Genomic DNA, 22,080 nt, shown 5'->3' on the forward strand with positions numbered 1-22,080 from the left:
GTTCCTAGCGGTTGCTCGCTCTTCCGGAACCTTGCACTGCCTTTCACCTGCAACAACGCGTCGCTGTCGGCTTTTGCGCCAGGCCCGCGCCAGCATCGGCGAGCGGTTCTACGCTCCCACCACACCCCCGGCTCTCGGGGACGTACTCCCTCAACGTGCCTTCGACGAAGGAGGATTTGTCATGTCCGCATGGCCTCGAATCGCCTGTCCCGCCTGCCGTCGCTCCGTCGCTGTGAGCCCGGACACGCGCCACCTAGCCCGCCACGACCCGCCGGGACCCCAGAACCGCCGCCACGGCCTCCCACTGATCTCCTGCATCGCCTCGGGACGCCTCATCCCTGCGGGCTCGGACTTGTTGCTTCCCTGTGGGAAGACGCCGAGCCGGAGGCCGACGAGAAACTGCTGCTGTTCTGATCGCCCGGGAAAGCTTCCCTCCTCGTCGTTCTGGTCGCCGCGCTTCATCGGGCCAGCCAGTTCACCCGTGCCAAGGCGGGTGGTCGTGGCAGGGCGCCGGCTGCACCGGGGGTCATGCGACGTCCTGTCTTCTGGTCGGCTTGCCCTGGTGATCAGCGTGGCGTCGCTCCGTCCAACCGCTCACTGCCCTCCGCAGGAGTGAATCCGGCCCTCGCGTACGGGTAGGCGGCTTATGCGGTGTGCTCCCAACTTGCCCCAAAATCACGACTATTGACAGCAATCGGCATCTATCGGCATCTTTCCGGCACGGCACGGCACGGCACGGCACGGCACGGCACGGCACGGCACGGCACGGCACGGCACGGCACGGCACGGCTCGATCGTCGGGTCGTCGATGTGTGATCGGAGTGCGGTTCATGGTGCGTTCGGTGCGGGAGCAGTGCGACGAGAACCAGGCCGCGGGCCAGCTGCGGGTGCCCCTGGCGGCGTGGCGGTGGCGGTCGGCTCGGGCCTGGTCCCGCCGCCGGACGCCGGCCCGGGGTTGTGGCCGCGGGCGGTGGTGGAGGCTGCCGACCCGGAGCAGGTGCGGGCGGCGCTGCGGGGCCCGATTGGCGCCGGGGTGGCGGCGGACCGGCTGACGGAGGCTCTGGGGGCGCCATTGCGGTGCCGTCCGCGGGTGACCGCCTCGGCGGTCGGCCACCTCGCCGGAGCCGGCCTGCTGGTCCGCCTCGGCGGGACGCCGAGTTCCCCGACGTCCACCCGGACCAGGTGGCCGCCCTCGCGCGCCGCCGGGACCTGCCCGCCCTGCTCGACCGGCACGTGCCTCTGGGCCCGGACCAGTCCGCGGTGCGCTTGGGCGTCCGCCGCGTCGACTTCGACCAGGTCGTCAGGCTCGGTTGGATCGCCTCGGCCGGATCGGTGGAGATCGACTACAAGCGGCAGGGCGGTGTCACCGTGGTCCAGTTGTACTGCGCCGAGGACGTCGCCCTACTCCCTGTCGTCCGTCCCCTGGTCGACTGGCGGGCGGTGTACGCCGTCCCTGCGGGCCGCCGTTCCCCGCTCGCCGTCCTCGACCCGGTTGTTCCGGGCCGGGACAGGGTGTTGCTGGGGGAGGTGGGGCGGACAGGTGATCGAGATCAGGTTCAGAAGGCACGTGGCGTTCCCCCTTCGATGCGGAATGCATGACACCGGCTGACAGAGTCCCTGTCGATCGCCAGAGTATTCGGATGATCGCCACCGTCGTAGCCATCGTAGGAGCCGTTGTCACCATCTGCTCTCTCGTCATCAGCTACCTGGCCCACCGGCACCAGGTCCAGCGCGCCGCAGTCCTTGACCAGCGCGAAGCCCGTTTACAGGCCCAGGAAGAACGCCTTGAGAGCCGGGCCCGAGCAGTCGACCGCAGGAACGACCTCACCCAAGCGTCGATGATCGAAACAAACATCACGGTCGTGCCTTCCGGCATTCACGAAGGATCGGCAACCCCACACCTGAACATCGCAAACCCCAGCAACCAGCCCATCCTCGACCTACGCATCACTTACGGCGGCCACCACATCACCGATGCGCCAAGAGGCCTCGGTCCTGGTGGCCAACACTCCATCCCCCTACCTGTCACGACGACACCCAGCGAGGACCCCACCGGGTTCCTACCGCAACTCGTCATCGACTTCACCGACGCATCGGGAACCAGATGGCGCAAGGAGGGAGGCGTCGGCCTTCAGCAAGCCACATCCAGTCGCAACGGTGAGCAACTCTGGCTTCCCCGCGAGCCACCCGTAGTGGGCCCTGTCATCATGCCCGCCCGCCTCGATGATCAGCCGCGGTCCGCCCGACGCCGCGCATGCGCCCCACGCGCCGCATACCCTGAACGCGCGCCCGCCCCTGGCCCTCCGGCTCCACGCAGCAGGGCATCTCTTCTACCCACCGTCCTTGTACTGATTGCCGTACTTGCAATCGCTGTCTGGTGGCTTGCCTGACAACCATAGGTTCCCGAACCCGTCCGCGGAGTGGCCGCAGCACCTTGAGGACGGTCAGCCGGAAACCTCAGCCGAGCCCTTCTGACCTGGGGGCTGACGGGCCGGCCCCCGGGGCACTGGGCGGCGACGAGGGCTGCGGCGGCTACCGCTTCGACCGCCAGATGCTGGTCGAGGGGGTCGTCGGCGTCGAGGACGTGGACGAGGGCGTCCCGCACGAGGCCAGGCCGGTCGGCCTCGGCGATCTCGTCGAGGGAACTGCAGAAGTCCGCGGCTGTGTCGTTGTCGGAGGGGCCGACGTCCCAGGTGCCCATGGGTCTCCTTGAGATGGGGTGCTCCGGAATAGTGCCAGGCGGAACCGACAACGCCGGGCTGGGGGGCGGCGCGGAGGGTCATGCCGGTGGTTGGTGATTCGTGCTGCAGTGCGGGTGTGCGATCTCTCGCCTCGGGGACGGTGGTGACGCTTGTGGCGCGGATCGGCGGGTGCGGGGGCAGCACGTTCGGCCGGGCTGTGTTGTCGGAGGGGTGGGTTACTCTCCGGCCATGGATCTGCCGTACAACACCAGGCCTTCGGCGCAGGAGATTGTCGCGGCTGTGCCTGGACTGGCACCGTATGCACGGCCGGCCGTGGTGCTGGCCCCTGAACCGGGGGAGCCAACGGTCGACCAGAGTTCCGTGGGCGGGCCGTTGCTCTGGCCGGCCGATGAGCCCTGGCCGCATTGCGATGTTCCGGACGAGAAGTCCGATTCTGGGACGCCGCCGACGGCGATGCTGGCGGTGGCACAGGTGTACCGGCGGGACGCCCCCGGCGACTGGTGGCCCGAGGGTGTGGATGTGTTTCAGCTGTTGTGGTGCCCGAACGTGCACTGGGATCCCCCGACTCCGCACGCCGACGTCAGCCCGGTTGCTGAGATCCGCTGGCGGAACAGCGCCGACGTCACTCAAGTTCTTGGGTCGCCTCCACTACCCGTACGGCAAGAGGAACCGGATTACGGCTACACCCCGGTGGGGTGCACGCTAACCCCGGTGCCCCTTGTCGATTTTCCCTACCCGCAGGCCTTGCCAGACCAGGAACTTATCGAGTCTGTACAGAAGTAGGCAGAGGCTGCTGGGGACGGAGGCGATGTCATCACCCGGGTGGCTGGGATCAAGCTCGGCGGGTGGCCCACCTGGCATCTGACCGACCCGTACGACGTCTTGTGCCCCACATGCAGCGCCCCGTGCCGTCTGGTGTTCACCGTGGCCAGCGACGAGACCACCGGGATCACGGTTGGCAGGTGGGGCGACTTCCGGGTCTTTGCCTGTCCAGCCAGCGATGAGCACGGCTACGTCTTCGACCAGCACTGATCTACCTGACCGGCCAGGCTCCGAAAAGCGATGTCTCTGAGATCGGAGTCTCGGGCCCAGTGGGCCTCGCAGGATCGTTGCGAGCTACGCACTTTCACTGGTCGTCGACAAGCGGTGTCGGGAGTCATTGAATCTGCGCAGCGGACATGCTGCTGAACTGGTGTATGCAGTTTGGGTGAGCGGGTTTCTGGCTGGTTGGCTCACTGAATCTGTACAGGCTTGGAACGTTCCGGCCGTGTGACCTGCGGGTTTTCTGCAAGCGGCTGGCCGCGGCGGGCCGGACCGTGTTCTACGGGGGCGTCGCCTACTCCGTCCTGTCCTTCACGGCGGGCGGCTCGACGAGCGGGGGTGACCAGCAGTCCAGGGACGTCACCACGAAGGCCCTCGAGCTGCCGGCGGGGCAGTGGCTCGTGGGCGCGGCCGGGGCCGGTATCGCCATCGCGCGCCATCGCGTGATTCGCTGTTCACCGAAATTCTGAGCCATGCTGGGAGCATGAACGAGCTGGATTCCGAGACGCCTGCCGACGGGCGCGCCCCCGCCGCGCTCCTTGCCGCCCTCGCCGCGGCCCTCGCCGACGAAACACGGGCCGCCATCTGCATGACGCTGCTGGAGGGGCGCGCCTGGACGGCGGGCGAGCTGGCCCGGATCACCGCAGTCGCGCCGTCCACCATCAGCGGCCACCTCTCCCGGCTGCTCGAGGCGGGCATCTGCGTGATCGAGCGGCAGGGCCGCCACAGTTACGTGCGGATCGCCGACGCCGCGACCGCCCGCCTCGTCGACGAACTCGCCTCGTACGCGATCCCCGACCGGGATGCGGCGCACTCGGTACCCGTGGTCACCGCACCGGACCCGCTGGTTCGCGCCCGTACCTGCTACGACCACTTCGCGGGGCGGTTGGGCCTGGCGGTGACCGACGCTATGGAGCAGCTTGGCCTGCTCCGCACCGAGGGCGCCTTCGAGCTGACGGGGGCGGGTCGGGCCTGGTACACCGAGGCCGGGATCAGCCTCGCCCAGGAGGGACGCAGGCCGCCAGCGAGTTCCTGCCTGGACTGGACCGAGCGGCGTCGCCACCTGGGCGGCGTCGCCGGGGCACGGCTGTGCGCACGGGCGCTGGGTGAAAAGTGGGTGGTGCGACCGGCAGGCGGCGGGCGGGCGCTGGAGGTGACCGGGGCCGGGGAGCGGGTCTTCGGCGACCTGCTGGGCCTCGCTCCGGATGCGTGGAGCTGAGCCCGGGGCGGCGTACGCGTCCGTCGGACCCCGATAAATATTTCGGTGAGTACCGAAGTGTTTTTCCATAGGGTGGGGGCATGACGTTTCGCTCGAGTCCGATCCCGCCCGGTGTCCTCACGGTCGGCGCCATCTCCTTCACTGTGCTCGCCTGGGCCTCCGCCTTCGTCTCCATCCGCAGTGCGGGCTCCGCCTATTCGCCCGGGGCCCTGGCCCTGGGCCGGTTGCTGGCCGCCTCGCTGGTGCTCGCCGTCCTCCTCCTGGTCCGCCGTCAGGGTCTGCCGCCCCGCGAGGCCTGGCGCGGAATCCTGGTCTCCGGGGTGGTGTGGTTCTGCGGCTACACGGTGGCGTTGAACTGGGGTGAACGTCTGGTCGACGCGGGTACGGCGTCCCTGCTCGTGAACACGGGGCCGATCCTCATGGCACTTCTCGCGGCCCGCCTCCTCGGCGAGGCGCTGCCGCAGCGCCTGTTGGCGGGCATGGCCGTCTCCTTCGCCGGAGCCGTGGTCGTGGGCCTGTCCATGTCGTCCGGTGACGGTGGCACCACCTCAGTGCTCGGGGTCGCACTCTGCCTGCTCGCAGCCGTGGCCTACGCGACCGGCGTCATCGCGCAGAAGCCCGCACTCTCCTACGGCACACCCCTGCAAATCACCGCCTACAGCTGCCTGACGGGAGCCGTGGTCTGCCTGCCCTTCGCGGGGCAGCTTGCCGCGGAACTGCCGAAGGCCCCGGCGTCCGCCACGCTGAACATGGTCTACCTGGGCGTGGTCCCGACCGCCCTCGCCTTCACCACGTGGACCTACGCCTTGGCGCGCATGCCCGCCGGCAGGCTGGGCGCGACGACCTATGCCGTCCCGGCCATCGTCGTCCTGCTGAGCTGGATCCTCTTGGGTGAAATACCCGCCTGGCTGACCCTGCTCGGCGGCGTGCTCTGCCTGGCCGGAGTGGCCTTGTCCCGGTACGGTCCGCGCCCCGCGCGGACCGCCGCCAGCGGCAGCCGACTTCCCGCGGGCCGGACATGAAGAGAGCTCAGCCCTTCCCTCCAGAAGAGCCGCACCGGCGAAGATCAACCACTCGCGATTCAGGCACTCACGGCAGTGAAGCATCGCGAGGAGATGCCGCCCGCGGTCCTGGCCCCGCGCCGCCGCTGCCGCCGGCACCGTAGGACACGCCGTTCGACACGATTGCCGCACCCGGCCCAGTGGCTGCCGCCGTCGCCGGACACGTTGTGCCGGTACGGCACGGAGTGGACCGCAACCAAGCTCCGCTGGGGCCTGGCGGTCGACGAGGCGGAGCGGGACAGGCTGCAGGACATCGCGGCCGGTTGCGGCGGTACCGCGGTGGAGTTCACCCCGGCTGCGTAGTGCAGGACGGGCGATGCCGCTCGACCTGCGCTGAGCGCATCGGCGGCGCCCGGCGAGGGAGGCCCCCGCCGGGTCCGTGGGAGTGCGCGGGCGCCAGTGCCGGTGACAGCGGCGACGCTTCTCCCGATGCTCAGCGACGTCGGCTACGGGTCGCCCAGGTGCCGCCGATGCCGGCCACGTGAAGAGCGAGCAGCATGAGGCCGAGGATCATGAAATTGCCGGACGAGAATACGTGGTTCGTCGAGATCTCCGCCGCGTTGATCAAGAAACTGATGAAGAACAGCACGGCGGCCGCAATGCCGAGCATCATTACTCCTTCCAGAAGGTGTCATCCGTATGCCCGGCAGCTCCGACTGCATGCAGGCTCGTTGCACCCTCGTCGACCCACTGGTCCCCATGCTCGCCAGATCGTGCCCGCTCCCGGCCCAGCTGGTCAGAGGGTGGGGCCGAGCTGCGGCTCCAGCCAGTCCGCGGCAGCGCGCCGGTAGCGGCGATCAGAGGGATGCGAAAGCCGGTGTGAATGGGTGCGGCGGTGGCAGTGGATGGGCGTCAGCAAGGACGGGAGGGTCGTCCCTGCTCCTGCTGCGCAGCGGTAGTGATCATGGCTGTCACGAGGTGACCGAGCTGCTGTCGTCAGGCGCCGATCGCGAGGATGGCCGGCTGTCATGGGCGTGCCTGTTCACACTGACCGGCCGGTGCCAAGGGGCCATGGCGAAGTGATCGCGGTCGACGGCGAGGCGGAGCCGGTGACCGTGAAACTCGGCGTGTGGGTCTCGAACAGTAAGTCGAGGCGCGCCAAGCTCACTGCCGAGCAGCTGGACGCGCTGCGGGAGCTGGGTATGGAGTGGGCGTGACGCCACCAGGCGCAGGTCGTTGATCGGGCCGGACACATCAGTGCACGAAAGGGACCATGAGCCCTTGGCCTCTGATGGTGCCGCCGCCCCGCGGAAGTGGCACGTCGCGAGGGTGTGTTGGCGCCAGCACATCAAACGGGTGAATGATCGTTTCCGGTTCCCGCCGTATGCGTTTGCAGTCTGCGGACAGGCATGTCCCTGCTTATGAAGAAGGGCACAGGTGGATGACCGAGGCTGTGGCCGAGACGGAGCGCGTCCTGCGGGAGTTGGAGCCGGCGGTGGAGCGACTCCTCGAGCGGCACCTGGCCACCGCCCGTGACTGGTTCCCGCACCAGTACGTGCCGTGGAGCGCAGCACACGACTACGACGGCCCACTGGACGGCACGGCCTGGTCACCGGAGCAGACAGCACTGCCCCAGGCCGTACAGGACGTGCTGGTGGTCAATCTACTGACCGAGGACAACCTGCCCAGCTACCACTTCGAGATCGCCACCCGATTCGGGCGGGACGGCGCCTGGGGCACCTGGGTACATCGGTGGACGGCCGAGGAGGACCGGCATGCCTCGGTCCTGCGTGCCTACGTCCACGCCCGCCGCGTCGTGGACCCCATCGCCCTTGAAAATCTGCGGATGCGGCACGTCGGCACCGGCTACCACTCCGGTGCGACAACGCCCCTGCATGCGCTGGCCTACGTCACTGTCCAGGAACTGGCGACTCGGCAGGCCCACCGGAACGCCGGGGCAGCTTGTGGGGACCGGGCCGGCGAGCAGCTGATGGCGCGGATTGCGGCCGATGAGAACCTGCACATGCTCTTTTACCGGGACTTGTTCGCTGACGCGCTCGCCTTGTATCCCGGCGCGGCGCTCGCCGCCCTGGCCGATGTCCTCGAACACTTCGAGATGCCCGGTGCGATGATCCCTGGTTTCCGGAGGCGTGCGGCGCGCATCGCGGCATCCGGCATCTACAACCTGGATGTCCACCTCGAGCATGTGGTGGCCCCCCTTGTGCGGGCGCTGAAGGTCACCTCTCTCGTCGGCATCCGAGCGGTCGGCGAGCAGGCGCAGGAACGCTTGGGTGCGCATGTGAAGCAGCTCACCGTACGGGCGGCCCGAGCTCGGGAACTGTTCGAGCGCATGGAGGCCATGAGTCGTTCATCCGAATGAGGACCGGCGGTGACTGCCGCGAACCACGTACAGATAGAAGACCCTTGCAGGAGGAACCAGACATGACCCAAGCCGCATACAACGCCCTTCCCGAGCAGCTTGTGGCCCTTATCAACGAGCAGCTGGGCGGCGAGGCACAGGCCCGGCAACTCACGCCGGACCTCACCTTCGAGAGTCTCGGCATGGACTCCCTGGCCCTGATGGAACTGGTCGTGGCGGCGGAGGAGCGGTTTGGGATCGTGCCCTCCGAAGAGGCAATGGACCTGGCCCCGTCTGCCACCCTCGCCGCCGCCGCCCGTGCCTTCGCCGATGCCCGCTGACGTCGCCATCACAGGGCTCGGGCTCGTCACCCCGGCCGGGCACACGCTTGACGAGAACTGGGCGGCCCTGTGCCGGGGCCGATCGCTGGCCGCCCGGGACCCCGAACTCGTCGGCCTGCCCGTCGACTTCTCCTGCCAGGTGACCGGCCTCGACGCTGCGGCGGGACTCGGCCCGCCGCTGGCCCGGCGGGTGGGACGGTTCATCCAGTTCGCGCTTCTCGCCGCCCGCCGGGCAGTCACCGACGCCGGTCTGCCCACGGACGTCGGACTCGACGAACGGGTCGGGGTCGTGCTCGGCGTCGGATCGAACTGCCTGAGCACATACATCACCGAGTTCGGCCATCTCGGCGCGGACCGGCCGGTGCGCGTCTCGCCGCTCGCGCTGCCGCGCAGCGTGCCGAGCATGGCTGCCGGTGAGGTCGCCATGGACCTCGGCGCCCAAGGCCCCAACTTCACCACCGCGAGCGCCTGCGCCTCGGGGGCGACCGCGATCGGAGTGGCGCGCGATCTGCTGCGATCGGGAACCTGCGACATTGTGCTCGCGGGCGGCAGTGAATCGGGCCGGTCCCGGATGACGGCCACCTGCTTCACCCGGATGCGCGCGCTGTCGCCGCGCCGCGACGAACCCGAGCTGGCCAGCAGGCCGTTCGACGCGGCTCGGGACGGATTCGTCCTCGGTGAGGGCGCTGCCGTCCTCGTATTGGAACGGGCCGCCGACGCACGCGCCCGGCAGGTCGAGGTGCTGGCCCTGCTGCGCGGTTACGGTGCGGGGTCCGATGCCTACCATCCCGTCGCCCCGCATCCACAGGGCGACGGCGCCGTCCGCGCAATCGTGGCCGCCCTCCAGGACGCGGGGTGCAGCCCTCACGACATCGGACACGTACAGGCCCACGGCACCTCCACCCCGCTTGGCGACGAGGCGGAAGCCGCAGCCCTGGCGCGCGTCTTCGGCGACACCACGCCTCCAGTCACAGCGTCCAAAGGGGTGATCGGACACTCCCTGGGGGCGGCGGGCGCGATCCAGGCTGCGTACACGGTCCTCGCGCTACGCCACGGCACGGTCCCGCCCACCGCGAACTTCCAGCAGCAAGACAGCAAGCACATGCTGGACATCGTGGCCGGACCGCCTCGTCCGGTCACCACCAACACGGCCGTCAGCTGCGCCTTCGGTTTCGGCGGCCAGAACGCGGTCCTGCTGCTCAGCAGCACATAGCCAACCGCAGCACCGCCGCATCGTACGGCCATCGAGCTGAACCTGACCCGGTGTTGACGGTTTTGCCACAGGCCCCGAGGACCGCGCCGGACGTCGCCGACATCGAACGGGTGAATCCAGGAGCCACCACCCGCAGGTGTAGCCGTCCGTGGAGGACCGAGCATCACGTGACACCCCTGTCGGAGGGCCGGACCAGCGGTGCTCCGCAGGCCGAAACTCCTTGGAGTAAGCCATGGACCGTTATCAGGCACCTCGCCGTGACATCAGCCTGCTGCGCGAGCTCGAGCCAGTGGTGGCGAAGGCGGTGGACGCCCACTTGGAGAGCGCGGATGACTGGTATCCCCATGAGTACACCCCCTGGAGTCGGGGCGCCGATTTCGACGGCGTGTTGGGCGGGACACCCTGGGAGCCGGAACAGGGCACTCTCGGCAAGGCAGCCCGGGATGGCCTGGTGCATAACCTCCTCAGCGAGGACAACCTGCCGAGTTACCACCGGGTGATCGCCGAGCTCTTCACCCGGGACGGAGCCTGGGGAACCTGGGTCAATCGCTGGACAGTCGAAGAAGGCCGCCACAGTATCGCCATTCGGGACTACCTCGTGGTCACCCGCGCGGTTGATCCTGTCGCCCTCGAGAACGACCGAACCGCCCACGTCCAAAACGGCTGGGGCATGGACTACGGCGACGATGTCGTCGCTTCCCTGGTCTATGTGACCCTCCAGGAACTCGGCACCCGCGTCTCCTACCGCAACATCAAGCTTCAGTGCGGCGACGCGGCCTGCGAGGCAATGCTCAACCGCATCGCCAAGGACGAGAACCGGCACATGCTCTTCTACCGCACGGTCCTGTCGGCAGCGATGGATCTGCATCCTGACCGAACCGTACGGGCTGTGGCAGATGTCGCCGCTTCCATCCGTGCGCCCGGCCAAGGCGCCCCCGGCTATGCACGGCTGGCTCAGTCGATGGCCCGCTCCGGTATCTACAGTCCCGTCACCCACTACGAAGAGGTCTTGCAGCCCATCGTGCGCTTCCTGGGCATCTTCGACGCCAGTGGGCTGCGCCCGGACGGCGAACAGGCACGAGAGGAACTCGCGGCCCTGCTTGAGCACTCCGCTGGCCAGGCCGCGCGGTTCACCCGCATCTTCGAATCCTCAGCCCCATCCAATCCAGCCTCGGTTCACTGAACAGGGCTGCAGATCCGCGCCGCTTTCCGCGGAGACGTCAGTGGTCGCCCCCTCGAGTCCCCGTAGGGGCGGCGAGGGGGCGCAGGCAATCTGGACCGCAGCCTGTGGTGGTCCAGATTGCCGTGAACCCATGGCGCGGCGAACCAGCCGTGGGGAAGTTTGTGCCAGGGCGCGCAGGGAATTTGGCGTCACCGCCGGACGACCTGGCCTCTCAGTCGCTGGCCGGGCGGGCTGAACAGCGAGATACTGGTTGCCCTGGTGTCCGGCCTGACAAGACCGGTGTGTGGCCGGTGAATCCGCACCCCGGCCGCCCCTGGGTGCCAGGTGCCGGCCCCTTCGCCGCGCGAGTCGGGGCCGATCCGTCAACGGGATGGCGGGCCCTCCGTTGTCCCGAGCGGATGGGCGGCGTGGCGTCCACGGCGGGACGGGCAGACTCGCGTCATGGGAGGGCGGTGCGGCGACAGGAGGGTGACGGTCGCGCCGAGGTCCTTGGCCGCCTCCTCGACTTCGCGGGTGAGGAAGTCGATCTGCCGGCCGAGCGCGGGCAGCCCGGTCTGATCCGACTCGGCAGCAGGCCGTCTGCCCAGCGCGTCCAGGAACCTGTACTGATCCGGTTACGCGTCTTGTTCGGCAGAACTTGTCGTGACGGGTTCTGCATTGTCGGGTGCGGGATCTGTGATCGTGCTGGGCATGGAGGCTGTGACAGGGCGGGGCTGTGTGAAGGCGCCTTCAAGCGCGTCGAGCTCGGCGAGCCAGCGGGCGGGGAGTTCGTCGATGTCGGGCAGGCTGGAGTCGGCGACGACGGCCAGGTGCGCGGTTTCGGCGTATTCACCCAGGCAGACCGACAGGTGGTGTCCTGCGGGCAGGAACATCAGCGGCAACATGGCGCGGGTCCTGCGGCCATTGAGTCGAAGGGGCCGCGCGGGGCCGGGGACGTGGGTGGCCACCATGGTGGTGCGCCGCGGGTGCAGGATTCGTGCCAGGGCTCTGCCATGCCAGCGCGTGGGCAGGACGTCGAACAGAACATCCGCGTCGGGATCGCGGTGGCTGATCCGGATGTTTCTGGTGGCCAGGCGTGTGGCGGCCAGGCGTTCGGCGGCGGTGGGCAGGTGGCAGGGCAGGATGACGGGGACACCGCGGTGGAAGTTGCCCAGCGCGGCGCTCGTGTCGCCGCGCCGGGTGTTGAGGGGGACCGTCACCCGTACGGTGCCTGTGCCTTTGTGGGGCAGCCAGGGCCGCAGGGCGCCGGCGAGGGCGGCCAGGTAGACGTCGTTGAGACTGACACCCCCTTCCCGGGCGATGGCCTTCATACGGGGCAGGGGGGTGTGGACCCACATGCGCCTGGGTGGGCCGGTCGGGGCTTGAACGCGGTCGGGGCCAAGGCTGATGGCGTTCGCGGGCAGCGCGATGCCGGCGACCGCGCGTACCAGGGCGCGCACGCGTGCGCTCGTCCAGGAGGGTGGGGGCACGGGGGGTGTGCGGCGGCGCGGGAGGCCGGGTTCCCGCATCGCGGCGAGCGTGATCCCGATCAGGGACATGCCGTCGAGGAGGCCGTGGTGGGCGCGAAGGAGCAGGGCGAACTCGTTGTCACGGTGGCCGTGGAGCAGGGTCATGCCCCAGGTGACGTCCCTGAGCGGCTGCGCGCACACGCGCTCGATCGCCGCGTGCAGCGCGAGGTCACCGCCCTGCGCCGTCAGCGCGACCTCCTCGAGGTGATCGGCTGGCACGGTCGGGCCTACCGCGTTCGCGCCCCGTGGGCGGGCCCGGCCGCGCAGCAGCGGGTGGGCCGCCCGCATCAAGTCGATCAACGCGTGCAGTTCGACGGTCGAAGGGGCGGGGCCGGCGACCACGGCCGCCCCGCCGATCTCCACGTTCGTGTGCGGGTGCGCGGCCGCGTAGTCGAACCAGCGTTCGCCCGCCGCGGTCGCGTCGTCATGGTCGTCGTGCACAGGGTTCTCCGCTGAATGTCGTTCGCGTGGCGAAGGCTGGGGCGATGGGTTTGTGTCCATGAGGCGCGTCACGTTGTGGGAGACGACATCGACGGAGCGCCGGTGCGGCCGGATCTCACCTGCTGCCGTTCACGGTCTGCCGCTCCCTATGGGCGCTGTCCGGGCGGGTACCTGGTTACCGGGCGACGACCGGGGTCGTCGGCGACGATTCGGATGACGCGGGCTGGTTGTCGGGGATCGCGGCCGCGATCTCGCGCACCAGCGCCCAGGCGTTGCGTACGGAGGCCTGGGACGCCAGGCGCGAGCCCAGGGCAGCCCGCAGGATGTAGCGGCCGTCCACGGTGGTGGGCGTCACCAGGATCTGGTGGGTGGCGTCGAGATCGCTGCGCAGGCGCTCGGTGCGGGCGTTGTCACCGGTGAGGCGGAAACACACCAGTCCGAGTGAGTGCGAGACCAGTTCGAAGCCGGGGCTGTCCCGGACCAGGTCGGCGAGCAGCGCGGCGTGGGAGAGCTGTTCGCGGATGTGTGCGCGCAGGCCCTCGACGCCGTGGGTGCGCAGGACGAACCACAGTTTCAGGGCGCGGAAGGGGTGCATGAGTGGCACCTGCCAGTCGCGGAAGTCGGTGACGTCGCCGGAGTCGCTGGCCTGGTTGCGCAGGAAAGGCGGGCGGATGTCCATGGCGGCGGTGAGGCTGTGGCGGTCGGCCACCCACATGGCGTCGCAGGGCGGTCCCGTGAGCAGCCACTTGTGGCAGTTCACGGCGTAGGAGTCGGCGTGCTCGACGCCCTCGTTGATCCAGCGGTTCTCTGGGCAGACGGCGGCCGAGCCGGCGTAGGCGGCGTCCACGTGCAGCCAGGCTCCGAACTCGCGGCACACCGCGGCGACGGCGGCGACGGGGTCGATGGCGCAGGTGCCGGTGGTGCCGACGGAGGTGACCACGATCGCGGGTACCAGACCTGCGGCGCGATCGGCTGCCAGTTGCTCACGTAGGGCGCGGGGGTCCATCTCGCAGGTGCCCGCGAGGGTGGGGATCTGGGTCGGTTCTCCCAGGCCGGCGATGCGTGAGGCCTTGGGGACGCAGGAGTTCGCCTGGGCAGTGCAGTACAGGCGGTAGCGGCCCTCGGTGCCGTGTTCGCGCCAGCGCCCGCCTGAGGCCCGGTATAGGGCGGCGGCTACGGCCACCAGGACCGCTGAGGACGCGGAGTCCTGCAGGACCCCGCCGCCGTCCCCGGTGCTGAGGAATCGCTCCGGCAGGCCTAGCGCGACCGCGAGGTGGTCCAGGACCGTCTCCTCGAGTTCGGTGGCGGCCGGGCCCGTCGACCACATCATGTGCTGGACCGCCAGGCCGGAGGCCAACAGCTCGCCGACCACCGACGCGGGGCTGGTCTGGGTCGGGTAGTAGCCAAGGAACGAAGGGTGCTGCCAGTGGACGAGCCCCGGGATCACCACACGCCGTACATCGGCCAGGACATCCCGGATCGGCTCGCCGTGCACCGGTGCACAGTCCGGCAGCATCGCGCGTACGTCCCCGGGGCGAAGGTCTGGCGTCACCGGCAGGCGTTCCTCGCGCAGGTCCTCCCAGTAGTCCTCAAGGATCGCGGCAACCTCGCCGATTGCGCTGCGAAACGAATCATCACCAAGAGTCACTGACATGCCGGGTAACGTACCGCATAAAAACTAGTGAAATGACCCAGATGACAAGCGAATCCGTGCTGTGGCTCGCCCCGCCCCAGCACCTGCCCCACGACTTGGCGACCCTGCGGGAGGCCGTGAACCGACCCGACCGCCACCACACACCCCCCGACCACCGCCGGCTCCCCGAACGCGACCCCCGCGAAGCCGCCTTCGACGAATACTTCGCGGTCTCACGGTGCGCCTGCACCCCCGCACCCTTGTTGATCGACGCCCTCGACGACACCCTGGCCACAGTGCGGGCCTTCTCACGGAACCCGGACGGATCTTTAACGGAGCCCGACCTCGATCTCGCCGCGCACGCGGCCGGCCTGACCCCGCGAGCCGGCCTCTCCGAGCCCCGGACGCAGGCCACGGTGGGCCAACGCTGGATTCAGGGGCACCGGCTGTTCTTCGCCCTCACCCAGGCGACCGTCCTCGCCCTGAGGCACGCTCTTCGCGCCCCCTCGCCCGCAGGTTCCGCCCTCGGCCTGGAAAGCGCCGCTCACTTCCTGCGCGCCAGCGCGTCCGCCCTGCGCATCACCGCGTCTTTCGACGCACAGGCCTACCACGACACTGTCCGGCCCTCGATGGCCCCACCGCAGGCTCCCCGTGGATTCTCCGGCCTGTGGTCGGCCGATCACCGTGTCCTGGTGCAGAGTCTGCGCGAGTGGGGCCTGGCCGCACCGGCCAGGTCTTCTATCCTGCGACCCGCCCACAGACGCCTGCTCGAAGTCCTGACAGATGTTCACCACGCCCACGTCGGCGTCTGCTCGCGCTTCGTCGGCTCCGGCCCCTCCCTGCTCCGCGGCGCGGAACCGGGGGTGCAGGTCCTGGACCGCCTGTGCCAGCGGCGCCGCACCGCTCTGGACGCCGCGCCCGCCGACAAGCCGGCCCAACTGCCCGACGCCCGGAATGAAAACCTCACCCTTCGCCACTGAACCCTCACGTGACGCGCCCGGAGCGGGCGGGAAAAGCCGGCTCGGCTCGGTGCCGCTAGGTCATCTTTCCCGTCAGCAGCAACATCACTTGTGTGCGCCTTGATCGTTAGTGCGGGTATGCCAGTACGCAGCGGGGATGGGACAGCGAGAGGGGCATGCTCGGGCTCCCGGGCCTGGGGGGTGGTGGTGTGCGCAGCGGTTGCGCTGGTCACGGCGCTCCTGAGTCTCCCAGCGGTATCCGGCGCTTTCGGCGCAGGAGGGACCATCGCCACAGGCACCGAGTCAGCCAGGGCTCAGACCCAGGCTGAACTGCTGGGAGTCGGCACCCCGGATCTGGTGCTCGCCGTGACGATGCGCGACGGGGGCGCACGGCCGGCGGTTGCAGCGGGTTCCGGGGTCGTTGCCCGTGTGCTGGCAGACGAGCCGGCTGTGCGTACGGTGCAGTCGGCCGCCACGGGAGATCCATGGCTGATCTCGCGGGACGGACGCACCGGACTGGTGACGGTCTCGCTGTCGGGCAGCGACGCGGACCGCAAGGAAGCGGCGTTGCGTCTGGTGCCCAAGGCGCGGGCGGCGGTGCCGGGGATGCGGGTGGACGCGAGCGGGGTCTCATGGGCGACGGCCGAGATCGACCAGCAGGCCGAGGCCGATCTACTGAAGGCGGAACTCTGGGCTGCGCCGCTCATCATGCTTCTCCTCTTGCTGACCTACGGTTCGTGGGCTGCGGCCGCGCTGCCCCTCGTGGTCGCGATGCTGGCCGTCGTCTGCTGTGTGCCCTTGCTCGGTCTGCTGGCCCACGTGAGTGATGTGTCCGCGTTCGCGGTCAACGCGGCCGCGGCTATCGGCTTCGGTCTGTCGATCGACTTCACCTTGTTCGTCCTCGCCCGCTACCGCGAGGAGCACGCGAAGGGGATGACGCGCGCCCGGGCACTGGACGTGGCGCTCAATACATCAGGTCGCTGCGTGTTCTGTTCGGCAGCAGTGATCTCTGCATGCCTGGTGGCGGTGGCCGCCATCCCCGTCCCGCTGCTGCGCGCGCTGGCCCTCGCGGGAGTTGCGGTGACGTTGCTGGCGGCGCTGGCCGCGTTGACGGTGCTGCCGGCCGCGTTGACGCTGCTGGGTGATCGCGTCGATGGCGCCGACCCGCTGCGCAGGCTGCGCCGGGCTCCGGTCGGAGTAGCCAGCCGGTTCTGGCGGGAGCTCGCCCGCCGTGTCACTGCCTGGCCTGTGGCGGCGGGCGTGGGGGCGCTCGCGGTGCTGGTCGTGATGGCTTGGCCCGCAACGGGTCTGCGGTTGGGCGCGATCGACGAGCGGACGCTGCCGCCGACGGCCTCAGCCGCCGCTGCGGCAACGGACCTGCGCGGGCGCTTCGAAGTGCCTCCGGAACGAGTCCAGGTGGTGGTCCTTGAACGGCCGGGCGCGGGTCTGGGAAACTACACGGCCGCCGTGGCCCGGTTGCCACAGGTAGGTGCGGTGCGCGTCGTGTCCACTTCTACGGCGGGTCGGCCTGGACAGGCGGAGCAGGAGCAGCGCCCGGCGGTGGTGCTGGTGGCGGCAACGGTGGGACCCGACACGCCCCAGGCCGCGCGCCTGGTCGATGGGCTACGCAAGACTCCCGCGCCGGGTCCGGCCCTGGTAGGCGGTCGGGCCGCGCAGATCACCGACACCACAGACGCGGTGCGCGGCGCGCTGCCCGGGGTTGCAGTGGCGATGTGTGTGTTCCTGCTGGCCGCGCTCACCGCCTTCACCCGCAGTGCCATGGCACCCCTGAAAGCACTCGCGGTGGCCGTCATCAGCTTGGCTGCCGTTCTCGGCTTGATCGTGGGGACCTTCCAGTACGGACACGGGGCGGACGTGCTGGGCGGGTTCACGGTCACCGGTTCCCTCGACGCAAGTCTGCTGCTGTTCACCCTGGCCGTCGCGTTCGGCCTGTCCATCGACTACGAGGTCTTCCTCCTCGGCAGAATCAGGGAGGAGTTCGACCGCGGCCTGAACAACCAGGCGGCCATCGTCACAGGCGTTTCCCGCACCGGCCGGCTGATGACCTCCGCCGCAGCGGCCCTCGCCATCTCCACCGCTGCCATCACGACCTCCCACGTCACCATCCTCAAACTCATGGGCGCGGGCATCGCCTCCGCAGCGATCCTCGACGCGATCCTGGTCCGCGGAATCCTCGTCCCCGCAGTCATGGCACTTCTCGGCCCCGCCAACTGGTGGAAACCCGCACCCCTCGGCCGGCGACGTCGCCCCAGCCCGCGCACCACGACAACTGAACCCGCAGCGAGCTGACCGCCCAGCTGCCCGGCCACCACCCCCACCCCACTTCACGACCGCCTGATCATCGCAGTGCGCGATCCGCAGACGCTGCGCGTCTACTAACAAGGCCAATCCCAGCCAACAGGGATATAACCGATGGGAGATTCAAGGCCCCGGTTACGGCGCCGCGTCCCTGGCCGTTGTCGAAGGCCAGCTCTACGCCTACTACGTGTAACCCCTGAAGCAGACCTCACCCCCCGGGCGCGGCGGCGCGGCATCGCTGCCACACGCGACCAGTGAGGTACGGTGCCAGTAGCCGAGTACAGCAGGTCGCCTCGCGGCCTGCCGGGCAGCCGGTCAGCCGATACCCAGCGGAAAGGTGGGGTGTTCAGGTGCGGTGCACCTCGGGTTTGCCGCGAGGGTGCTCCAAGAACCTTCGAACCCGTCGGTTAGCGGTTAGCGGTTAGCGCATGTCGACCAGAGCCATGCCGCCGATGGGCACCCCGGGTTCGTGTTGCCTGGCGCCCTGGGCGCGAACGTGCAAAACCGGGACGGGCGCCGACTACAGGAGACTGCGCCGCCTGGCAGCCGCACCGTTCACAGCCCGCCGCATCAGCGCCCTCGAGGACCGGGTGCGGGCCGTCGCCGAGCGAGGACGAACTCGTCGCCCTCACCTTCCAACTGCGGTGGGCCGGCATCGAAAAACGTCACCCACGCCATCAGCCACGGCACCCTCCACCTCCTGCGACACCCCCACCTCGCCGACAGGCTGCGCAGAAGGCCCCAGGAGCTGGAAGGTGCGGTCGAGGAGCTGCTGGGGCGCACCATGCCCACCGTGTCCGTACGCCGGTTCGCCCGCGAGGATTTCGTGATCGGGGGCAGGCGAATCCGGGCCGGGGAAACGGATGGCGGATCATGACTTGAGCCGTGCAGGTCAGGAGCGCGCGGAGAGTTCTTGTTGGCGGATCTTGAGGGAACTGATTGGCGGCCACCAACGGGCGGGAAGGAGCTCATGCCAAGGTGACGCGCATGCCGCCCCCGGCCAGCACGTCGAGGACCTCGGAGAAAAGGTCGTACGGCTGGCCGTCTGCATTCAGGGTCTGGGACAGGTGCTCGCGTGCGGTCGCGGCGTTCCGCCAGAGCAGGGTGCCGGGGGTGGCGTAGCCGAGCGTGCCGCCCAGACAGTCGTCCAGGGCGGCTAGGTCCTGTCTCTTTGGTCAGTTTCGGGTCCGGATTGAGGATGCCTGCGAGGTGGAGTGCGGCCTGGTAGGCGATGGCGAGTTTGTCGGTTCGTGTGGCCAGGCCGCGCCACTGCTTGAGGCGGTTGATGCAGCGCTCGACTGTGTTGCGCTGTTTGTAGGCCTCGCGGTCGAAGCCGGGCGGGCGGCCGCCGTGACGGCCTCGCCGTTGGCGGTGGCGGATCTGGTCGGACGGTTGCGGGATGACCGCGCGGATTCCCCGGCGCTGCAGATGGGCCCGGATGGCGCGTGAGGAGTAGGCGCGGTCGGCCAGAACAGCGTTGGGCCTGGTCCGGGGCCTGCCCGGTCCGGTGCGGGGCACGCGGATAGGGTCCATCGCCGTCGCGAAGGCAGGTGCGTCACCGGCCTGGCCTGCGGTGACGGTGAAGGCCAGGGGCCGGGCCCGGCCGTCGGCCGCCAGGTGGACCTTGGTGCTCAGGCCTCCGCGGGAGCGGCCGAGTGCGTGATCGACCGGCTCCTGGCGTCCCGCCGCCCCTTTTTGAGTGCTCCGGCGGCGTGCTGGTGGGCCCGGACGACGGTCGAGTCGACGGAGACGGTCCAGTCGATGTCGTCGGCGGCGTCCGCCGCGGCCAGGACGGAAGTCAGGATCCGTTCCCGGGTGCCGTCGACGGCCCATCGGACCAGCCGTTTGTGAGCGGTCTGGAACGGACCGAGCTCGCCTGGCAGGTCACGCCAGGGCGAGTTGGTGCGGTACTTCCAGGCGATGGCCTCCAGGGTGCGGCGGTGGTCGGCCCACCGTCGTCCACGAACCGGATCGGCCGGCATCAGCGGCTCGATCCGGTCCCACATCGCATCAGTGATCACTAATCGGACAGACACATCCGGTCAACTGACCAACCCATCAAAGAGACACGCGCTAGTACTGCAACGGTCTTTGCTCTGACAGGTTGGCGGTCTCTGATGGCGTGTGGCCGCGTCGTTTGTAGTGGCTGATGCGGGCCTGGAACTGTCGTCTGCGGCGCCAGTGTGACCAGTGCAGGACGTGGTCGACGGGTGCTGGTCGGCGGTGGGTGAGGCGGGTGATCAGCCGTCGGAGTTCGGGGAGGGTGAGGGGTATGAGCTGGGAGGATCCGTTTCTGCTTTCCCCGTGTCCGCTTCGCGGGCCTTCAGGACGGTGAGGCAGGCGTGGGCGGCCATGGCGAGGGTGATGTGGCGGTGCCAGCCGGGGTATCGGCGGACTTGGTAGTCGTCCAGGCCGCATTCCTGTTTCGCGGTCTGGAAGCATTCCTCGACGGCCCAGCGGCTGCCCGCGACGTGAATGAGTTCGTCGAGAATGGTCTCGGCCGGGCAGTAGGCGATGTAGTAGAAGATCTGGTCGGGCCGGCTCACGCTTCGGCGGGCGATGACCCAGTGCCGGCGATCCTCGCGGTGCCAGGGCCTGACCTCCACCCTGGCCCAGTCGTAGACGCGCGGGCCGTGGGCGCCGTTCCCGCAGGAACGGCGCTTCCACTTCTGCCTCGCAAGGCCGCTGAACAGGTCGTGAACCCGGTGGTCCATGGCCCACCGGGTGACGACGGTGTCGTGGCGGGTGGTGGCCATGACGTGGAAGACGTCCGCCCGCTCGAGCTCGGTCCGCCAGCCTTTGGAGAAGCCGTAGGCGGCATCCGCGGTCACCCACCGAAACGGAATCCTCTCCGCGATCGCCCGGCGGACCATGGCCTTGGCGATGGCCGCTTTCGTCTCGAAGGTGACCGTGTCCTCGATGCCCGCGGCCCGGCAGCGTTCCCGGTCGTCGATCCATGACGTGGGCAGATACAGGCGGCGGTCGATCAGCGTGCGGCCGCGGGCACCGGCATAGGCGAGGAAGACACCGACCTGGCAATTTTCCGTGCGTCCCGCCGTTCCCGAGTATTGGCGCTGGACGCCGGCCGAGCGGATGCCCTTCTTCAGGAACCCGGTGTCGTCCACGATCAGCACCGCACCCGGGTCACCGAGATACTCGACGACGTAGTCGCGGACGTCGTCGAGGACTTCATCGGCGTCCCAGTCGCACCGGTTCAGCAGCCGGTGCATGCGGTCCGGGCCCCCATGCCCAGCCTCTTCCGCGAGTGTCCAGCCGTTCTTCCGCTCCAGCGGAGATATCAGTCCCCGCATATACGCCAGCGCCGACTCACGCGGCTCCGACCGGGCAAACCGGTGCACGAACCGCTCGTGCACCTCACCCAGACCCGCCGACCATGCCCTCACATCACCAAGTACCCCACCCGTAACCAGACCAACGACCAACCTGGCCACCAGTCACACCAAACGCCGTTGCAGTACTAGGGCCGACGAGGGCACCACTCGCCCAAGTGCACTGGTTGCAGCCTCGCGCGCCCGCGGTTGTGAAGGACTGGTCGAAGCGCTGCGCCACCAGGAGGCCGAGCGGCTGCGTCCCCGTCGGCGTCGGCTTCGATCACGCCCGGTGCACGTTCGGTCGGCGCCAGCCACCGCGCTGCGAAGACTGCGTGTGGGAGATGGGATAACCCGTGTGGGCGAGTTCTTTCAGGTCATTCGGTGGACCGGCGGACGGCGCTAGAGGCAAGGAATGAGCGCGCCGCTCCATCACTAAACGTCTCCTTTAGGGCTGAGTCGTCGACTTAGATGATGCTTGCGCCGTTTGCCTGACCTGCTGGACTGCCAGCATCCCCCTTGCAGGGAGTCTTCTCGCAAGGGGAATCGCGGCTTGGACGGGCGGAAGGGAGCTGGCCGAATTTTCACGCTTGGTGATGGCGTGTCGTGGCGAGCCGTTCGCTGCCACCGCCTCCCAGAGCGCTTCGGGCTGATCCAAGCCGCCGCGGCGGTCGAGCGGTTTCCGCGTCAGGGTGTTGGCGGGGGCTGCTACCGATCCGGTGTGATCTCGCCAACGTGCCCCACAGGAAACACACGCAAGTGATTTCGTCGCCCCGACATTCCTGCGACTTCCTGCAGTCAACCTCCGGCCGTCCGTAGTGGGCGGTCGGTA

General features: G+C 69.1%; 17 protein-coding genes and 5 pseudogenes. 15 read left to right on the forward strand and 7 right to left on the reverse strand.

The window, feature by feature from the left end; genetic code table 11:
* The first annotated feature begins 1,182 nt into the window (after nt 1–1,182).
* Both ACFWBY_RS32075 and ACFWBY_RS32080 read left to right on the forward strand, forming a co-directional pair.
* On the forward strand, nt 1,183–1,599 hold the full coding sequence (locus ACFWBY_RS32075; protein ID WP_385334119.1) for a hypothetical protein: 417 nt from the start codon (nt 1,183–1,185) through the stop codon (nt 1,597–1,599).
* A gap of 41 nt (nt 1,600–1,640) precedes the next feature.
* Nucleotides 1,641–2,390, forward strand: a complete 750-nt coding sequence (locus ACFWBY_RS32080) for a hypothetical protein (RefSeq protein WP_385334268.1) — start codon at nt 1,641–1,643, stop codon at nt 2,388–2,390.
* 149 nt (nt 2,391–2,539) lie between these two features.
* Here the strand turns inward: ACFWBY_RS32080 and ACFWBY_RS32085 are convergent.
* Nucleotides 2,540–2,701 (reverse strand): annotated as a pseudogene (locus tag ACFWBY_RS32085) (DUF4259 domain-containing protein); the annotation flags it as partial.
* A gap of 229 nt (nt 2,702–2,930) precedes the next feature.
* Between ACFWBY_RS32085 and ACFWBY_RS32090 the strand changes: the two are divergent.
* The 6 genes and pseudogenes from ACFWBY_RS32090 to ACFWBY_RS32115 all read left to right on the forward strand — a co-directional run bounded on the left by ACFWBY_RS32090 (nt 2,931) and on the right by ACFWBY_RS32115 (nt 6,326).
* A complete protein-coding gene (locus tag ACFWBY_RS32090; RefSeq protein WP_385334121.1) occupies nt 2,931–3,485 on the forward strand; it encodes a hypothetical protein in 555 nt (184 codons plus the stop codon).
* Nucleotides 3,486–3,524: 39 nt separating this feature from the next.
* On the forward strand, nt 3,525–3,734 hold the full coding sequence (locus tag ACFWBY_RS32095) for a hypothetical protein (RefSeq protein ID WP_385334123.1): 210 nt from the start codon (nt 3,525–3,527) through the stop codon (nt 3,732–3,734).
* Between the two features lie 257 nt (nt 3,735–3,991).
* Nucleotides 3,992–4,177, forward strand: a pseudogene (locus tag ACFWBY_RS32100) (DUF1206 domain-containing protein); the annotation flags it as partial.
* Between the two features lie 50 nt (nt 4,178–4,227).
* Nucleotides 4,228–4,962: an ArsR/SmtB family transcription factor gene (locus ACFWBY_RS32105; RefSeq protein ID WP_385334125.1), complete on the forward strand. Its 735-nt coding sequence runs from the start codon at nt 4,228–4,230 to the stop codon at nt 4,960–4,962.
* A gap of 80 nt (nt 4,963–5,042) precedes the next feature.
* Nucleotides 5,043–5,984 (forward strand): DMT family transporter, encoded by a 942-nt coding sequence (locus tag ACFWBY_RS32110; protein WP_385334127.1) that lies wholly within the window; start codon nt 5,043–5,045, stop codon nt 5,982–5,984.
* A 75-nt stretch (nt 5,985–6,059) separates the two neighbouring features.
* A complete protein-coding gene (locus ACFWBY_RS32115; protein ID WP_385334129.1) occupies nt 6,060–6,326 on the forward strand; it encodes a hypothetical protein in 267 nt (88 codons plus the stop codon).
* 130 nt (nt 6,327–6,456) lie between these two features.
* Here ACFWBY_RS32115 and ACFWBY_RS32120 read toward each other — a convergent pair whose 3' ends face one another.
* Nucleotides 6,457–6,636, reverse strand: coding sequence for a hypothetical protein (locus ACFWBY_RS32120; RefSeq protein ID WP_037893985.1), 180 nt, complete (start codon nt 6,634–6,636; stop codon nt 6,457–6,459).
* Nucleotides 6,637–7,015: 379 nt separating this feature from the next.
* Between ACFWBY_RS32120 and ACFWBY_RS32125 the strand changes: the two are divergent.
* From ACFWBY_RS32125 to ACFWBY_RS32145, 5 genes and pseudogenes are all read left to right on the forward strand, one after another.
* Nucleotides 7,016–7,180 (forward strand): annotated as a pseudogene (locus tag ACFWBY_RS32125) (helicase associated domain-containing protein); the annotation flags it as partial.
* A 224-nt stretch (nt 7,181–7,404) separates the two neighbouring features.
* Nucleotides 7,405–8,343: an acyl-ACP desaturase gene (locus tag ACFWBY_RS32130; RefSeq protein ID WP_385334131.1), complete on the forward strand. Its 939-nt coding sequence runs from the start codon at nt 7,405–7,407 to the stop codon at nt 8,341–8,343.
* Between the two features lie 62 nt (nt 8,344–8,405).
* Nucleotides 8,406–8,663, forward strand: coding sequence for a phosphopantetheine-binding protein (locus tag ACFWBY_RS32135; RefSeq protein WP_385334133.1), 258 nt, complete (start codon nt 8,406–8,408; stop codon nt 8,661–8,663).
* Nucleotides 8,653–9,876, forward strand: coding sequence for a beta-ketoacyl-[acyl-carrier-protein] synthase family protein (locus ACFWBY_RS32140; RefSeq protein WP_385334135.1), 1,224 nt, complete (start codon nt 8,653–8,655; stop codon nt 9,874–9,876). Before ACFWBY_RS32135 ends, ACFWBY_RS32140 begins: the two co-directional genes overlap by 11 nt.
* 232 nt (nt 9,877–10,108) lie before the next feature.
* Nucleotides 10,109–11,059, forward strand: a complete 951-nt coding sequence (locus ACFWBY_RS32145; RefSeq protein ID WP_385334137.1) for an acyl-ACP desaturase — start codon at nt 10,109–10,111, stop codon at nt 11,057–11,059.
* Between the two features lie 614 nt (nt 11,060–11,673).
* Here ACFWBY_RS32145 and ACFWBY_RS32150 read toward each other — a convergent pair.
* Both ACFWBY_RS32150 and ACFWBY_RS32155 read right to left on the reverse strand, forming a co-directional pair.
* Complete coding sequence (locus ACFWBY_RS32150) at nt 11,674–13,008, reverse strand: WS/DGAT domain-containing protein (RefSeq protein ID WP_385334139.1); 1,335 nt, start codon at nt 13,006–13,008, stop codon at nt 11,674–11,676.
* A 175-nt stretch (nt 13,009–13,183) separates the two neighbouring features.
* On the reverse strand, nt 13,184–14,662 hold the full coding sequence (locus tag ACFWBY_RS32155) for a pyridoxal-dependent decarboxylase (protein WP_385334141.1): 1,479 nt from the start codon (nt 14,660–14,662) through the stop codon (nt 13,184–13,186).
* A 32-nt stretch (nt 14,663–14,694) separates the two neighbouring features.
* On the opposite strand from ACFWBY_RS32155, the gene ACFWBY_RS32160 reads away from it, so the two are divergent.
* Both ACFWBY_RS32160 and ACFWBY_RS32165 read left to right on the forward strand, forming a co-directional pair.
* Nucleotides 14,695–15,621, forward strand: a complete 927-nt coding sequence (locus ACFWBY_RS32160; protein WP_385334143.1) for a hypothetical protein — start codon at nt 14,695–14,697, stop codon at nt 15,619–15,621.
* A 117-nt stretch (nt 15,622–15,738) separates the two neighbouring features.
* Nucleotides 15,739–17,910, forward strand: a complete 2,172-nt coding sequence (locus ACFWBY_RS32165) for an MMPL family transporter (RefSeq protein WP_385334145.1) — start codon at nt 15,739–15,741, stop codon at nt 17,908–17,910.
* A gap of 977 nt (nt 17,911–18,887) precedes the next feature.
* Here the strand turns inward: ACFWBY_RS32165 and ACFWBY_RS32170 are convergent.
* The 3 genes and pseudogenes from ACFWBY_RS32170 to ACFWBY_RS32180 all read right to left on the reverse strand — a co-directional run.
* Nucleotides 18,888–19,079 (reverse strand): annotated as a pseudogene (locus ACFWBY_RS32170) (hypothetical protein); the annotation flags it as partial.
* 34 nt (nt 19,080–19,113) lie between these two features.
* Nucleotides 19,114–19,925, reverse strand: a pseudogene (locus ACFWBY_RS32175) (IS5 family transposase); the annotation flags it as partial.
* 234 nt (nt 19,926–20,159) lie between these two features.
* Nucleotides 20,160–21,350 carry an IS701 family transposase gene (locus tag ACFWBY_RS32180; RefSeq protein ID WP_385334262.1) on the reverse strand — a complete coding sequence of 397 codons (1,191 nt, stop codon included), beginning with the start codon at nt 21,348–21,350 and terminating at the stop codon, nt 20,160–20,162.
* Nucleotides 21,351–22,080 lie beyond the last annotated feature (730 nt).

Origin of the sequence: Streptomyces sp. NPDC060049, assembly GCF_042736715.1 — a bacterium.
Lineage (GTDB): Bacteria > Actinomycetota > Actinomycetes > Streptomycetales > Streptomycetaceae > Streptomyces.